General features: G+C 53.8%; 16 protein-coding genes. 4 read left to right on the top strand and 12 right to left on the bottom strand.

What is annotated here, in order from left to right; genetic code table 11:
* Positions 1 to 87 precede the first annotated feature (87 nt).
* The 9 genes from HH216_RS19020 to HH216_RS18980 form a co-directional block, all read right to left on the bottom strand.
* Positions 88 to 1212, bottom strand: coding sequence for an amidohydrolase family protein (locus HH216_RS19020; RefSeq protein ID WP_169552238.1), 1125 nt, complete (start codon positions 1210 to 1212; stop codon positions 88 to 90).
* A gap of 47 nt (positions 1213 to 1259) precedes the next feature.
* Positions 1260 to 1946, bottom strand: a complete 687-nt coding sequence (locus HH216_RS19015; protein ID WP_169552237.1) for an RloB family protein — start codon at positions 1944 to 1946, stop codon at positions 1260 to 1262.
* Entirely contained in the window at positions 1924 to 3222 is a 1299-nt protein-coding gene (locus HH216_RS19010) for an AAA family ATPase (protein WP_169552236.1), read from the bottom strand. Before HH216_RS19010 ends, HH216_RS19015 begins: the two co-directional genes overlap by 23 nt.
* 62 nt (positions 3223 to 3284) lie before the next feature.
* On the bottom strand, positions 3285 to 3761 hold the full coding sequence (gene ispF, locus HH216_RS19005; RefSeq protein WP_169552235.1) for a 2-C-methyl-D-erythritol 2,4-cyclodiphosphate synthase: 477 nt from the start codon (positions 3759 to 3761) through the stop codon (positions 3285 to 3287).
* Complete coding sequence (locus HH216_RS19000) at positions 3758 to 4141, bottom strand: HEPN domain-containing protein (RefSeq protein ID WP_169552234.1); 384 nt, start codon at positions 4139 to 4141, stop codon at positions 3758 to 3760. Before HH216_RS19000 ends, ispF begins: the two co-directional genes overlap by 4 nt.
* A 20-nt stretch (positions 4142 to 4161) precedes the next feature.
* A complete protein-coding gene (locus tag HH216_RS18995) occupies positions 4162 to 4515 on the bottom strand; it encodes a nucleotidyltransferase domain-containing protein (RefSeq protein ID WP_169552233.1) in 354 nt (117 codons plus the stop codon).
* A gap of 31 nt (positions 4516 to 4546) precedes the next feature.
* Positions 4547 to 4945 carry a HEPN domain-containing protein gene (locus HH216_RS18990; protein WP_169552232.1) on the bottom strand — a complete coding sequence of 133 codons (399 nt, stop codon included), beginning with the start codon at positions 4943 to 4945 and terminating at the stop codon, positions 4547 to 4549.
* Complete coding sequence (locus tag HH216_RS18985; protein WP_169552231.1) at positions 4942 to 5295, bottom strand: nucleotidyltransferase domain-containing protein; 354 nt, start codon at positions 5293 to 5295, stop codon at positions 4942 to 4944. Before HH216_RS18985 ends, HH216_RS18990 begins: the two co-directional genes overlap by 4 nt.
* 11 nt (positions 5296 to 5306) lie before the next feature.
* Entirely contained in the window at positions 5307 to 6572 is a 1266-nt protein-coding gene (locus HH216_RS18980) for a M16 family metallopeptidase (RefSeq protein ID WP_169552230.1), read from the bottom strand.
* A gap of 166 nt (positions 6573 to 6738) precedes the next feature.
* Here HH216_RS18980 and HH216_RS18975 point away from each other — a divergent pair, with 166 nt between their 5' ends.
* The 3 genes from HH216_RS18975 (at position 6739) to HH216_RS18965 (ending at position 9542) form a co-directional block, all read left to right on the top strand.
* Positions 6739 to 7782, top strand: a complete 1044-nt coding sequence (locus HH216_RS18975; RefSeq protein ID WP_254448514.1) for a tetratricopeptide repeat protein — start codon at positions 6739 to 6741, stop codon at positions 7780 to 7782.
* Positions 7783 to 7962: 180 nt separating this feature from the next.
* On the top strand, positions 7963 to 8658 hold the full coding sequence (locus HH216_RS18970) for a cyclase family protein (RefSeq protein ID WP_169552228.1): 696 nt from the start codon (positions 7963 to 7965) through the stop codon (positions 8656 to 8658).
* 326 nt (positions 8659 to 8984) lie between these two features.
* Entirely contained in the window at positions 8985 to 9542 is a 558-nt protein-coding gene (locus HH216_RS18965; RefSeq protein ID WP_174842722.1) for a DoxX family protein, read from the top strand.
* Between the two features lies 1 nt (position 9543).
* Here the strand turns inward: HH216_RS18965 and HH216_RS18960 are convergent, their stop codons facing one another.
* The 3 genes from HH216_RS18960 to HH216_RS18950 form a co-directional block, all read right to left on the bottom strand.
* A complete protein-coding gene (locus HH216_RS18960; protein WP_169552227.1) occupies positions 9544 to 11436 on the bottom strand; it encodes a DNA polymerase III subunit gamma/tau in 1893 nt (630 codons plus the stop codon).
* Between the two features lie 136 nt (positions 11437 to 11572).
* Positions 11573 to 12925 carry a Gfo/Idh/MocA family protein gene (locus HH216_RS18955; protein WP_169552226.1) on the bottom strand — a complete coding sequence of 451 codons (1353 nt, stop codon included), beginning with the start codon at positions 12923 to 12925 and terminating at the stop codon, positions 11573 to 11575.
* Between the two features lie 349 nt (positions 12926 to 13274).
* Positions 13275 to 14045: an NIPSNAP family protein gene (locus tag HH216_RS18950; RefSeq protein WP_169552225.1), complete on the bottom strand. Its 771-nt coding sequence runs from the start codon at positions 14043 to 14045 to the stop codon at positions 13275 to 13277.
* 148 nt (positions 14046 to 14193) lie between these two features.
* Between HH216_RS18950 and HH216_RS18945 the strand changes: the two genes are divergently transcribed.
* Positions 14194 to 15156: an alpha-E domain-containing protein gene (locus tag HH216_RS18945; protein WP_169552224.1), complete on the top strand. Its 963-nt coding sequence runs from the start codon at positions 14194 to 14196 to the stop codon at positions 15154 to 15156.

The following is a 15156-nucleotide window of genomic DNA, read 5'->3' as shown; positions in this document are numbered from 1 at the left end:
GTATTGGTTTAAACACAGAGGCACGAAGAACACGGAGGAAATGAAAAACTCTCAGTGCGCTCAGTGCCTCCGTGTTTCAATAAAAACTCAATTTGGAAACTGGCTCTTGTCCAGGCCGGGGATGATACGCAGGGCGTTTTTGTAGTACACTTTTTTCAGCACCTCGTCGGGCAGGGCCATGCCGTACATCCGCCAGAACGCGTGGTATTTTTTATGGTAGGGGAAGTATTCGTCGGCGGTTTCGAGCACGCGGAAATACGTCGCGTATTCGCTCGGTACCCAGCTGTCTTTGCCAAATAGAATTCGGTCCTGCCACTTCTCGAAAAACGCCTTTCCCGCCCGTGGCTGACGCCCCAGTTCGGCGATGACGGCCCCGATTTCGACGTTCATATTCGGGAATACCCGCATCAGGCTGTCGAGTTTGACCAGGTCGTTGGGGTACCAGCCCATGTGCGCGTTGATGAACGTCGTTTTGGGGTGCTTGCGGAACACGTTGTGCTGTTCGACCAGTAGCTGCGCCCACGGTGCCGGGTCGTTGGCCGCGCGTTTGCGACCGCCGTGCAGCTTTAGTTCGAGCCAGCGTTCGTTGTAGCGGTCCATCGGGTCCCAGAACGATTTGGGGTCGGCGGTATGAATCAGCACGGGTATGCCCAACTCACCGCACTTCGCCCAGATCGCGTCGAGTCGCGAATCGTCGACCTGCACGCGCTTGCCGCTTTTGTCTTTGACGTTTAGCCCCAGCGACTTGTAAATCTTCAGTCCTTTAGCTCCCGCTTTTACGTCAGCCTCCAGAATTTTTACGGCCTGCTCCGTCCAGCCAGCCTGCCCGATGTCGTCGAAGTTGATGTTGGAAAAAAGCACCAGCCGTTTCGGGTCCGTTTTCTGGATGTTGGCTTCGGCCGCGTTGAAGAATTTGGTGTTTGAGGCCACATCGCCCCAGCCGCGCCCGCTCAGATTGACCATGATCTGCATATTCAGGCTGTCCATCTGTTTGATCAGCGGGCGCAGGTTGGCCTCGTCCATCTGAAACTGATGGTTATGCACATCGATGAACGGGTACTTCGAGCGGGTCAGCTTATGCTCCGATACTTTCAGCGTTGAAACGGGGTCGTACTCTTCGAAGCCCAGCGGCATCTCGGCGGGTTTCTGCGCCCAAGCAAGGGAAGTCGAAAGAAGTAGGGCGGCAAGACTTGGTAAATAAAGGGATCGCATTGGCAGGTTGGTTATTCAGGAAGTGGGTTGAAAATAAGATTCTACAGCTATCTAATTTGTGGACGTAACTTTTCAATAAGCGTATAGACAGTCGTACAGGGGTTGTGATTGGCATAATCAGTTCGACCGATAAACTGCGCTACTAACTTCTTGGCTCGTTTGATAGCCTGCTCTTCATCGCCATGCTTAGAGAGCAGATCAAACACAGATTCGCTGTTCTTTTCGTAGGAAAACGGAGTACCCATGCGTTGGCTTAGTTCCCGCTCCAGCTTGCTTCGGTAATTCTGCCGACGCATAGCATTCTGGAAATCCTGGAAGTGAAGCAGAAACCAAAGTTCAAAGGCTTCATTGCTCCACGCGCAGTACACATTCAGTTCGTTGGCTTTCGCAATGGCATTATCAAAATGATGATTTGGGAAGCTATCACGATCGAAGACTGCCCAAACTTCATCCACCACACGACCCTGATTTTCGAATTCTTCTTTTATGCTGAGCGACTTTTTAACCAAGCCCAGTGTGTTTAAACCGGTACCCTGAGCGTCCAGATCGACTAGCTCAAGGACGTGGGGCGGTAACTTTCGTTTCAAACCGTTGAAATAGTGTGGCTCTGTCTTGATGCCTTCGCACACAATAAGGTAGAAGCGTCGCTTGGGACGGGTATCCTGCTTTCGTTTGGTCTCTTGCCGCTCAAATCGTTTCTTATCGGCGTTGTCAATTTTCGCTACCCGCGCCATGCTGCTGAAAGAGTTTTGAGAAGTCCCCGATGTAAGGGATTGCTCCGTAGCGTCCCTGAATGTAGTCAGTTTCAAACGACCGGTCTTTCCTAACTTTCGTACCGTCTTCTTCCTGATACTCAACTAATGAATAGAGACAGGTTGCGCCGTATTGGTCTTTCTCAGTAAACCAGATTTGGTCCCGTCTGAACTGACCATACGACAGTAGGTTCGTATCGTGCGTTGCAAAAATTAACTGCGCGTTGTTCGGATTTGTCACCGGATCGTTGAATAACCGAATAATTGCTTGCGTAAGTAGGGGGTGGAGTTTAGCGTCTAGTTCATCTATGATTATAAGTCCCGAGCCATCCAGCGATAAGTAAACTGGTGCCAACAAATCGAAGAACTTATTTGTGCCGGACGATTCATCTTCAGCCAGATCGAGTGCAATGTATCCAGTTAATTGATTATCCTTATCATACTGCTTATGGGCTGTCTTTACCGCAACCGTCTGTTTACCGTTCAACAGCATCTGAAAATGCCTTTGCTGTTCCTCAGAGAATCCTGATAAATAGTCTTCGCTCATCTCACCTTTTTGTAAGCCAATGGCGTCAAAGCCAAAGTTCATCTTACTAAATATTGCTGTTAAAATAGCTGCAATAGGAGGAGCATCTAGAAGTCGCAATAAATGCTCTCTGTGCACATCATGATCGACCCCGGATGTATAAATAACATGACGAAACCAATTGAAAATACGTTTTGCTGTGGGACCGTTGAATTGATCGCAAACGGCTAGAAATAATGCATTTTCCCGGGTTCTTTCCTCAAGTCCCTTTCCTTCTTTATATCCTTTCGATACCTCAATAGTATCGGTCTGCCTTAAAAACAAAGCCTTCTCCTGCACGTTCTTCGTTTCGAACAGCCACTCCGCATGTACTACCTTTTCGTCTACTTCAAAACCGTATCTAAATAGGCTTTTGTCGATTAGAAAGATAATTTCAAAATGGCTTGGCTGGTGTACTGTTTCCGTGTTCAGGCGGAATGGCTCGACGAGAATCTCATTAGTAGACTGATTTTGGGCAGAAGTCTTCAGGATAGAATTCATCGCGCCAATAGCCTTCAGTAAATTCGATTTCCCGCTGGCATTGGCACCGTATATAGCTGCGCTCCGCAATAGCTTGTGTCTACCGGCGGTGAACACCCGTTCCGGATAGTCGCTGATACCTGTTGCGTCCATCCGCAGCGTTTGGCGCTCTTTTATCGATAGAAAGTTGGCAACACTGAATTCTACGAGCATGTGTTTAGACTGCTTTTGCCTGTAAACCGCGGTATTTGAGAAAATATCTCAAATTATGTCAATTATCTAAAAATAAGGGCGACGCAGTGAGCGGCAATGCCTTCGCTGCGGCCGACGAAGCCGATGTGCTCGGAGGTCGTGGCTTTGATGGAAATATCGTCTTCGGGAATGCGCATAACCCCGGAAAGGCACGTTTTCATGGCCGGAATGTGCGGGTTCAACTTCGGCTCCTGCAAAACGACCGTTACGTCGACATTCGAGATTTCGTAGCCTGCCTCCCGGACCATACGCAGTACTTCGGCCAGCAGCAGCTTACTGTCGACGCCTTTCCAGCGCGGGTCTTTATCGGAGAAATGGTAGCCGATGTTGCGCATGTTGGCGGCACCCAGCAGGGCGTCGCACAGGACGTGGCAAACGACGTCAGCATCGGAGTGGCCGACGGGGCCAAAGTCGCAGGGGATCTGAATACCCCCCAGCCAGAACGGGCGCCCGGCTTCGAGCCGGTGTACGTCATAGCCCTGACCTACTCGTATTTTCATTCGGTTTTCGGTTGATTTGTATTGGGTTGTTCCCGTAAATAAGCACCTGCCTGCAACACAAATTCAGCGGCAGTATCAATAATTTGCTTCACAGCTACGCTATCAGTTGGGTCGTCTGTTTCGTAGTCACTGTCCTGGCGCAGATTAAACAAAATGTGAAAATCCTTTGCGTCTTTAGCCGTGAAAGGTCCTTCTTTGACGAAGTGTTCGCTAAACAGAGATCGGGTGGCCTGATGCGATTTTGTGAAAATGGCTTTCGTCAACAGGAGTGCCCGCACAGCGTCGAAAAAACCGTAATAGGCCCGATTGAGTGCGCCCCGGTCACTGCCAAGCTGAAACAATGCGTTAGCATCATCAATGCACTGTTCGGCCATTACCATGTACACACCTATCTTGCTATTCATATCGTAATACCATCCGTACGAACCTGATCGTAGAAAAAAAGGTCTGAAGACTCGTACTTGTGCGTCGATGATGGTTTGACCATAACCAGTACATCGTATTTTTCGGTAAGATCATAAACCGGGTCGATCATAAAGTTTATCTCTTGTCTGCTCTTTACCGGCTCATCGCGCAGTACGACCAGGAAGTCGACGTCGGACTCGGCGTGATAGTCGCCCCGGGCGTAGGAGCCGTAGAGAACCAGCCGGTCGAGCCGGGGGCCATAGAGGTCGGTCAGGGCCTGCTTCAACTCTTGGGAGAGAGCCGTTAGTTGCTCGGGCGTCAGGGCGTGGGGCGTGTAGGTCAGGTTCATACGCGTTGCATCAATGACCAAAAGTAGAAAGTTATCGGGGCTGGATGGTTTTCATGTATGCTTCGGCCTTGCTCAGAAATTCAGCGGCTTTGTTTACTGCGTCCTGCGCGTCGTCGAGCGTCGTGTCAAACTCAATTTCGTAGTCGCTGCCCTGCCTCAGGTTGAAAAGCAGCGTGATCGTGTTGCTGAACGAATCGGCGAAAAGCCCCGGCCTGATAAACTGCCGTCGGAACTCGGTATGAGCACCAGTATGCGTTTTCGGAATTGGGCCGTCAGTGGTGTACAGCAGCGCAATGATAGCGTGAAACAGAGCGTAATAAGCCCGGTTGCAGGTGCCATCAGGGAAACCGGCGTCGAGCAGGCTGCGGGCTTCGCGCAGGTCTTCGGCGGCTTTCTGTAAATGCGCTTCGGCCCGGTTCAGATCGTTCATAGGGGTATACCATCGGTGGTAGCCGACCGGAGAAACAGGGTTTCGTCAGCCGTGTACCGGTGGCTGCCTGTTGGAAAGACTGACACCTCAACACCGTATTTCAACGCCAGTGGTCCGACCACAGCTGCCATTTGCCTGACCTCCCGCCCCGCCCGTACCGGCTCATCGCGCAGTACGACCAGGAAGTCGACGTCGGACTCGGCGTGATAGTCGCCCCGGGCGTAGGAGCCGTAGAGAACCAGCCGGTCAAGACGGGGGCCATAGAGGTCGGTCAGGGCCTGCTTCAACTCCTGGGAGAGAGCCGTCAGCTGCTCGGGCGTCAGGGCGTGGGGCGTGTAGGTCAGGTTCATGGCTGATTTGGCTAAGCCGCAACTTCGTCCGGATTCTCCGCATTAGCCCGGCGGTAGAACAGCGTCGAGCAGTTGTCGGGACGCAGGACTTGCCGGGCGGTGGCCTGAATATCGTCGGCGGTGATGGCCTGAATCATCGCGGCTTCTTCGTTGACCAGATCAGGGTTGCCCGCGTTGGCAGCATAGGCCAGGTTCATGGCCCGGTTCAGCAATTCAATTTCCGAGAAGGCAAGGGTGGCCTCCGCCTGATTTTTTACCTTGCTCAGCTCGTCATCGGCAACGGGCTGATCGATGAATTCCTGAATGATTGCAGACACGGCGGCATCGGCTTCTTCGAGCGACACACCTTCGTTGAGCGTTCCCTGTACCACGAGCAGGCCGGGGTCGAGCGAGGATGTGCTGTAGGCACCGATGTTGCTGAACAGCGGGTTGTCGCGCAGGAGCCGCTGATAGAGCCGCGACGATTTGCCCCGGCCCAGCATATCGCTGAGCAGGTCGGCGGAGTAGTAGCCGGGTTCAAACCGGCCGGGCATGTGCCACGCTTTGTAGAGTGCATCGAGTGGCACTTTGGCGCTTGCCTCCTCGTGCCGCGCTTCGGTCTGCCGAACTTCGTTTGGCAAAGCCCGCACGTAGGCTGGTCCGGCCGGGATAGGGGCGAACCATTTGGCACACAGTTCTTTCACCTGCTCGACGGTCACGTTGCCCGCCACAACCAGATTGGCGTTGTTGGGCAGGTAGTATTTGAAAAAGAACGAACGGACGTCGTCGAGCGTCGCGTTTTCGATGTGGCTGATGTCTTTGCCGATAGTCGCCCAGCGGTAGGGGTGCTCTCTGTAGGCAAGCGGTCGTAGTTTCAGCCACACATCGCCGTAGGGCTGGTTGAGGTACCGCTGTTTGAACTCTTCGATCACTACTTTTTGCTGCACGTCGAGCACCTGCGGGTCGAACGACAGGCTCATCATCCGGTCGGATTCGAGCCAGAACGCCGTTTCGAGGTTGGCAGCGGGAAGCGTGATGTAATAGTTGGTAATGTCGGGGCTGGTGAAGGCATTATTTTCGCCACCCACTTTTTGCAGCGGTTCGTCGTAGCTGGGAATGTGCTGCGAACCGCCAAACATCAGGTGTTCGAACAAATGGGCAAAACCAGTGCGGGCAGGGTCTTCATCGCGCGAGCCGACATTGTACAGAATATTGACCGCAGCCATCGGCGTTGAGTCGTCCTGATGAACGAAAACGTTCAGGCCATTATCGAGAACAAACTGTTCGTAATGAATCATGATGAAACTTTTGCGAATGGCCGTCGTTAGCTATACGCAGTAAACAAAAGTACGGTTCCGGCCGTACAGAATCAACGTAATCCGCTCTGTCGCTTTGTTCCAGCTTTCCCGTTTTTTACCTCTCCTTTGTCTCGTTTGCCTGTTGCTTCCCGTGCGGGCACAGGTCATGACCGACCCTGCCGCGCAGCAGACGGTTCAGAAGGCTCTCGATCATATTTACAACATGGAGTTTACGCAGGCCGATGGGCTGATCCGGCAACTCCAGACGCGCTACCCGCAGCACCCGGTGGCGTCGATGCTGCGGGCTACCCAGCTGGATATTCAGAACCTGCCGATGGCCGAAAACAACGCGGCTATGGCGCAGTTCGGGCAGGCTGTCAATCAGGGTATGACGCTGGCTAAACGGATGCTCGACAAAAACGAGAACGATCCGGAGGGGGTATTTTTTACGCTCAGTGCCTACAGTTACATGGCGTCGCTGTACCACAATCAGGGCGAGTCGCTGAAGGCGGTGGGGGAGTCGAAAAAAGCATACAGCTACCTGCGCGACGGTGCCAAGCTGCTCGACAAAGGGTCTGATTTTTACTTCACCACCGGGTTATACAATTACTACGTCGAACGGTACCCGCTCGACCATCCGGTTGTGCGGCCGTTTATGTTTTTCTTCGCCGATGGTGATATGCCGCTGGGGCTGAAGCAGATGGATATTGCCACCCGCAAGGCAGTGTTTATGCGGCCCGTCGCCAATTATTACCTCGCTCATATTCTGATCAAGCACGAATCGAACCCGGTCAAGGCGAACGTGTACACCACGTATCTGACTGAGAAATACCCGAAGAACCCGCTGTTTGCCATGATTCAGGCCGAGTCGCTGCTGCTGTCGGGGCGGTATGCCGACGCGCGTCCGGCGGTGCAGCAGCTGCGGCAGTTTTCCAACAAGCTGGTACCGCTGGCGTACCAGACGTTCTCGGGGATGCTGGCCGAACAGGCCGATAAAAATGACAAAGCCGCTACCGACTTTTACGAAGCCGCGCTGAAACTGCCCGCCAACGAAGCGTACACGAAAGAATACAAGGCGTTTGCTTATTCAGGACTTGCCCGTATTGCGGCCCGCGCCAATGACCACGCCCGCGCCAAAGCGTATTACAAAAAAGCCCTCGACACGGCAGAATACAAGACGACTGTTCGCGAAGCGAAAGCGTTCAAGTAGCAACGCACAGGGTTGATCTGTGTCGAAAACCACTCAATCACGATGGGAATAGGGATGAGAATTTGCCTTCGAGCTTTATTTTCCTGACGGAAACGTGGAAAAGAAGAGTAGTTTGCGGCCCGTCGTTGCACGTGCGCAACGAATCTGGCAAACAGAAAAACTCTCACCGTACTACACACAATGACACCTGCCAATGCCAACCGCGAAGCTAATTCGCTGATTGATCTTAGCCATACCATCGAAGACGGGCTTATCACCTACAAAGGGCTACCGGCTCCCGTCGTTTGTGATTACCTGAGCCGGGAAGATTCAAGGCAGCTTTACGCGGAAGGGACTGAATTTCAGATTGGCAAAATCGAGATGGTTACGAATACGGGAACGTATATCGATTCGCCATTTCACCGGTACGCGGATGGTAAAGACCTGTCGCAGATTGGTCTGGAACGTTTCGCCGAACTGGAAGGCGTCGTTGTTCGGATACCGTATACCGATACCCTCGAAATTACCGATGAGCACTTCAAAAAGTATGCAGTCAGCAACCGTGCCGTGCTGATCCATACGGGTTGGGACAGTCACTGGAATACGGATAGCTACTACGAAAACCACCCGTATCTGACGGCCGAAGCGGCTACGTACCTCAGGGATCAGGGAGCGATACTGGTGGGTATCGACTCGCACAACATCGACAATACCACCGGGAAGCAGCGCCCCGTTCATACGACACTGCTGGGCGCGGAGATATTGATCGTCGAGCACCTCTGCAATCTGGCTCAGCTACCTGATGAGGGGTTTCTATTCAGTGCCGTACCACCCAAATTCAGGGGCGTCGGCACATTCCCCGTCAGGGCAATGGCAAGCGTTTACGGGGTGAGGTAACTAATTGATGCAAAGCAACATGACCGATGGCAGATTGCTGATAAAATCAGTAGTCGACTTCCAGATTCAACTCGCCCGGATTGCGGTCTGCGCCAACAACCGGCGCCCATGCTAAAGCATATTGCAAAAAAAACGCCTGATACGGCGGAGTGCAAAACGACCATCCGCAAAGCCAAAGCGCTTAAAACGGATACAAGCAGACAATCCGGCTCTGATTGTGCAAACGCTAATCGATTCTTCAACGCCAGGAGTCAATCTATTTTGAATTGATATGCGTTGGTATCTTCATATCTGAACTCGTAAACAGCGAACCTGCCATGAAGATAATGCACACAGTTTTAGATCGGTTTGATCGCTTCGATACCGCTATGAATAGCTGGATGGTTGCCAATAGCGTCGTTATTCTGCGGCTGAGTATGGGGCTGGTTTTTGTAGGGTTTGGTCTGCTGAAGTTTTTCCCCGGCTTGAGTCCAATCGAATCACTGGCTACCCGAACTACGGTTATTCTAACGCTCGGTATTTTCTCCGGTCATAATGCCATGGATTTTGTCGCGACGCTGGAATGTGTCATTGGTATCTGTTTCCTGACGGGCCGGTTCCTGCGGGTGGGCGTGTGGCTCATGCTGATACAAATGATTGGGGCTATGTCGCCCATTTTCCTGTTCTTCTCCGAGTTGTTTCCCGGTCCTGACCATACGCCCACACTGGCCGCGCAGTATATCCTGAAAGACATTATTCTGGTAGCTGCCGGTATGGTGATTGCTGCTACCTGGTCAGGCGCACGCATCACAATCGAACCCAAGAGCTTACGTCACTCGTTGCGGACACGTGTTCCGGCCGTGTATGGCACCCGGCGTTCCGCCGGGCACGTTATTGCGGCCTAGCTTAATAATCAACTTCCAGATTCAGGGCTTGTCGGAGCTCATGTAGGGCGGGGTTTTTATTGGCCATGAAGTTGTACTTGTCCTGCGAGCTGTAAATCATCTTCTTCGTTTCCTGCACCGTCACGGTGTGCTCCAGCTGAATCTGGCTGTTTTGCAGTTGCTCACGCAGATACATCATCAGTTCCGGCTTGATATCGGTCAGGTAGCCAACCTGAAGCGTGTTGTCCAGCGTCAGGCTGATCGTCGTGCCGTCGAGGACCAGTTGCCGGTTCAGCACGAGCTGCTCGGTGGCGGAGTCGTTTTGCTGGAGCCGTAGTTTGGTAAACGTTCGCCAGCAGGTTTGCAGGTCGTCGAAGTCGAACGGACGGTCGGGCCGGGCCGGGGCTAGTACCGCAACGACACTTGGTTCGCTGGTTGCCTGCACCGGGCTGGTGTTGAGCGACACCGTCGACCGGAGTCGGCTGCTGGCTGGCCGGGCCGGCATGGCGATCGGCTGCCGCATAGCCGTAGCAGGCTGCTGGGCTGGCGCAACCGGCGGTGCCACCGTCGACGCGCTGGCAACCGGCTGGGGAGCCGGTGACGGGGCGGACTGATAGCCGTTGACCGGCTCACTCGTGATTGGGTGCTGCGCCGTCAGGCCGTGGTCAGGCGATGGCTGTGGACTGTCGTTTTTTTTTTCAGCCCCGTCCGGCAGCGGTACGCCGTTGGGTACAGCGGCTTCCGTGATGACCGGGGCGGCAGGCGCATTGCTGCGGGTACCGCTGACGGGCTGCGCGGGGAGGGCGTCCCAGTCGAGCACGTTGCGCAGGTTCGCCAGTTTCATCAGCCACAGTTCCGTGTGCAGCCGCTGATCTTTGGCCTGCTTGTAGTTCATGTCGCACTGCCCGCCGAGACTCAGCGCCGACAGCAAAAACGACATGGGGGCCTGCATCGCCTGCTCAAGGTACTGCTTTCTGACGTTCTCCGTCACTTGCAGCAACTGCACCGTTGCAGCATCTTTGGCTACCAGCAGGTCGCGAAAATGGCGACATAGCCCCACGACAAACTGGTGCCCGTCGAAGCCTTTACGCAGAATCTCGTCGGTCGTCAACAGGCTCTGTACCAGGTTGCCGGCCAGCAGCTGTTCAGTCAGTTTGAAGTAATAGTCGTAGTCCAGAATGTGCAGGTTGTCCAGCACTTCCTTGTACCGAATTACCCGATCAGCGGCAAAGGTCACGTTCAGGTCGAACATCGACAGCGCATCGCGCAAACCCCCGTCGGCTTTCTGAGCAATCAGGGCCAGTGCCTCGGGCTCGGCCTCGATGTTTTCCGCTCCGGCGATCTTCGCCAGATGGCCCGCGATGTGCTGCGGCTGAATCCGGTTGAAGTCGAAGATCTGGCAACGCGACAGAATCGTGGGCAGAATCTTGTGCTTCTCCGTCGTGGCCAGAATGAAAATGGCGTAGCTGGGCGGTTCTTCCAGCGTCTTCAGAAACGCGTTGAAAGCCGCCGACGAGAGCATGTGCACCTCGTCAATAATGTAAATCTTGTACTTGCCCGACTGGGGTGGATAGCGTACCTGATCGATCAGGTTACGAATATCTTCGACCGAGTTGTTGGAGGCCGCGTCAAGCTCGTGAATGTTGAACGACGCGCTCTGGTTAAAGCTCACGCACGAGTCGCACTGATCGCAGGCTTCGCCGTCTTCCGTCAGGTTCTGGCAGTTGATGGTCTTGGCCAGAATCCGGGCGCAGGTGGTTTTGCCGACGCCACGGGGCCCGCAAAATAAAAACGCGGAGGCTAAGTGATTGGTCCTGATCGCGTTCTTCAGTGTGGTCGTAATATGCTCCTGCCCGACAACGGTGTCGAACGTAGCGGGGCGATACTTACGGGCCGAAACCACAAAATTTTCCATACTCAAAGATACCAGTTCCCGGCCAGACTTCAAACCGGCGATACCCGTCAAAACGCAGCGCTGCCGACCCGGCTTTGCCGGTTCAAACGAACGGCTAACCGGGTCGGCAGCGTGCTTGCAGGGCTATAACCAGAGCCTATTCGTCGGCGGGTGGAGTGCCCCGGAAGGCATCTTTTTTGTCGATTTTTGCCAGCTTGACAGGCTTGCCTTCCCGCGCCGACTGGTAAATAGCGTCCATAATCCGCTGATCCTGTAGACCCTCCTCGCCGGGCGTGAAAGGCGTTTTGTTGCCTGTCACACAGGTAGAAAAATGGTCCATTTCCGACATGAAGTGGTTTTTCTGGCCCATGTCGTGCTCGGTAATCAGGTTTTGTTTGCCCTGCGCCTGACTGGTCATCAGTTTCAGGCCCTGATACGGAAAGGCCGGGTCCATTTTGATCCAGCCTGTGTCGGCCAGCACCCGGTAACTTTTGTCGTCGTGGTGCCCGTAGCTGGTCGCGCAACTGGCCTGCACCCCGCTCGGAAATTTCATCAGCCAGTTGACCTGCTCTTCGACTTCGGTAAAGCGCGGATCGCCCGGTGTGCTGTGAATGAAAGCCGATACTTCGGTGGGTTCTTCGGCCAGCACAAAGCGGATGGTATTAAGGCAGTAAAGGCCCACGTCGGGCAACGAACCGCCCCCGGCCAGCGCCTTGTTAAACCGCCAGTGCTTGGGGTTGTCGGAGTTCTGCCCGTTGTTGGCAATGATCGATTTTACCTTACCAAACTGATTCGTCTGTACCATCTCGCGCACCTTGCGGTTGTGCGGTTCGTACTGAATCCGGTAAGCAATCATGAGCTTGACGTTGGCCTGTTTGCACGCGTCGATCATGGCCTGACACTCCGCTAACGAATTCGCCATCGGCTTCTCACACAGGATGTGCTTACCCGCCTGCGCTCCCCGGATGGTGTATTCGGCGTGCATGCCGTTGGGCAGCACGATGTAAATAACCTGTACGTCTTTGTTGTCGCGGAGCTTGTCGTAATCGGCGTAGCTGTAGCAGTATTCTTTCCTGACACCGTACTGCTCAGCCACTTTTTTCATTTTCTCCGGGCTGCCACTGACCAGCGCCACCAGCTTCGATTTCTTGCTCATACTGAGCGCAGGCAGAATCTCATCCAGCGTCAGGTGTCCCAGGCCAACAACGGCAAAACCAACGCGCTGATCGGGCGGCAAAGGCGTTGGCGTCGGCGGTTTTTCCTGTTCGGTCTTCGCTTCGATCTGTTCCAGTACGATCGGCCTTGCCGGATCCGACGGGACGGTGGCTGGCGGAGAAACCGGGGGAAGTTTGGGAACGGGACCGCTGGGTGTCGGCTGGGTCTGCGCCGTAACCGGCTGGGCGACCTGTTTGGCGCACGACGCCAGCGCACTGCTCATGGCACCGATGGCCAGTCCCCGACCCGTAACGGACAAAAACTGACTGCGCGACAGGTGATCCATTTGTTTCATAGCGTTGTCTTGAACTGTGATTTTTATGATTACACAGATAGGCTATGATTGTTTCGGTCTTGAACTGTGATTGTCTTGATTATATGATTTCGTGATTGCGCTGATTCAGAAAAGGGAATCACAGTTCGGATGTCTTGAACTGTGATTGCCGCTGATTACTTTGATTTCGCTGATTAAAAGAAAGAAGTAATCATAGTCCATCAGTGCAATCAGCGGGAATCACAGTTCAAGACGTCTTGAACTGTGATTCCCGCTGATTATGTGATTTCGCTGATTCAGAAAAAGGGAGTAATCACAGTCCATCAGTGCAATCAGCGGGAATCACAGTTCAGGCAATCACAGGTCAGAACTACTGAATCGGCGAGTAGTCCGTCGGGACCATGTACACCGATTCGACTTTCGTCGTGAGTGAGCCGTTCTTTTCGGAGTCGGCTTTGGCTTTCACCCATTTTGAGTCTTTACGAAATTCGTCGAAATGCTGTTTGCCTTCCGCTTCGCTGGGGTGCGCCAGAATATACACCAGCTTCGACTGACCGTCAGCGTCTTTGTCCTCGGTGAGCCAGTAAGCGACATTCGTCATGCCGTGTTTGCTGAACAGCTTGATGGTATGGTCGCGGAAGCGGCTCAGCAGGTCGGCGAGTTTGCCGGGAGCGGGGAAGTAGGTACGCATCTCAAACACGCGGGTGGGCGACGCTTTTTTGAGCTTGAGGGCGGGCGAAATGTCGGCTTCGCTCATGAAAATCTGGTCGACTTTAGCCACGATCTTCCCGTTAGCTTCTGTCTTGGCGACCACCGCTTTCCAGTCGGGGTCGCTGCCAAACGCTTTCCACGACGCGTCGCGGGCGGTCCGGTCGGGGTAGGCCAGGATGTAGATGAGCCGCTTGTCGGTGGTGTCGGTGGGCGTCCAGTAGCCGATGTTTTCCATGCCGTGTTTCTCAAACAGCTTGGTTGTATACTGTCGAAACCGGTCGACAATGTTGGCGTAATTGCCGGGGGTTGGGTGGTAAATACGCACTTCGTACAGCTTCGTGCCAGGCTTGGCGGGGGTAGGGGCAGGTGCTGCCGTGAGGCTTGAGAAGGCCAGCAGACTCATCGTCAGCAGCGTGTAAAACGATACCATAACGGAACAGATTGGGAATAGGAAACGAATAAATCGATTCAGGGTGAATCCAGATAAAGATACGGGCATATCGCCTTTACTCTTGTAAAATAGCCGCCAGAGCCTATTTTTGTCGATACCCCTCCGTTATCCCTAACTAGCTGACACTATGCTGAGCCGCGTCGCCAACTCTGTTTACTGGATGCACCGCTATATTGAGCGGGCTGAAAATTATGCTCGTTTTATGAGCGTCAACTTCAATCTGGAGCTTGATCTGCCCCCGACCGTCAACCAGCAATGGGAGCCACTGTTGATCGCAACGGCGGATAACCACCTGTTCGACAAGTACTACGACGCCCCGACGCGGGAGAACGTGATCCAGTTTATGACGTTTGAGAAGCGCAACCCCAACTCGATTATTTCGTGCCTGAGCAACGCCCGCGAAAACGCCCGGACGATCCGGGAAGTTATTTCCAAGGAGATGTGGGAGCACCTCAATCAGTTTTACCTGATGGTGCGCGATACCGACCCCCGGCAGCAGCAGGAGCAAACGCAGACACAGACGTATTTTAACGAGATCAGAAACGCCATTCAGCTGTTTTACGGCATTATCGACGCGACGATTACGCGGAACGATGCGTGGCATTTCGGGCGGCTGGGGCGCTTCCTAGAGCGGGCCGACAAAACGTCGCGCTTTCTGGATGTGAAGTATTTTACGCTGCTGCCGCAGGTGGAAGCCGTTGGGTCAACGCTCGATTTGATGATTTGGTCGGCCGTGTTGAAATCGGTGAGTGCCTACAACATGCACCGGCAGCAGTACCGGGCACTGACGCCCACCAGCATTGTCGAATTCCTGATTCTGAGCAAGGCATTCCCCCGGTCGGTGGCCCATTGCATCCGGCAGGCCGAATTGTCGCTCTACGAAATATCGGGCAACAACATCACCAACGGTTTCGGCAACGCAGCCGAACGCCGACTGAGTAAACTGCGTACGGAGATCGAATTCACCGAAACCACCGACATCTTCAAGAAAGGGCTACATCAGTACCTCGATAGTTTCCAAACCCAGACCAACGAAGTCGGAGCCGCCATTTTCGAGACTTACTTCGATTTGAAGCCGGTTGAGGTATAA

This window comes from Spirosoma rhododendri, assembly GCF_012849055.1.
Classification (GTDB): Bacteria; Bacteroidota; Bacteroidia; order Cytophagales; family Spirosomataceae; genus Spirosoma; species Spirosoma rhododendri.
The sequence above is the reverse complement of the archived record's forward strand: the minus strand, read 5'-3'. Positions and strand labels throughout refer to the sequence as shown.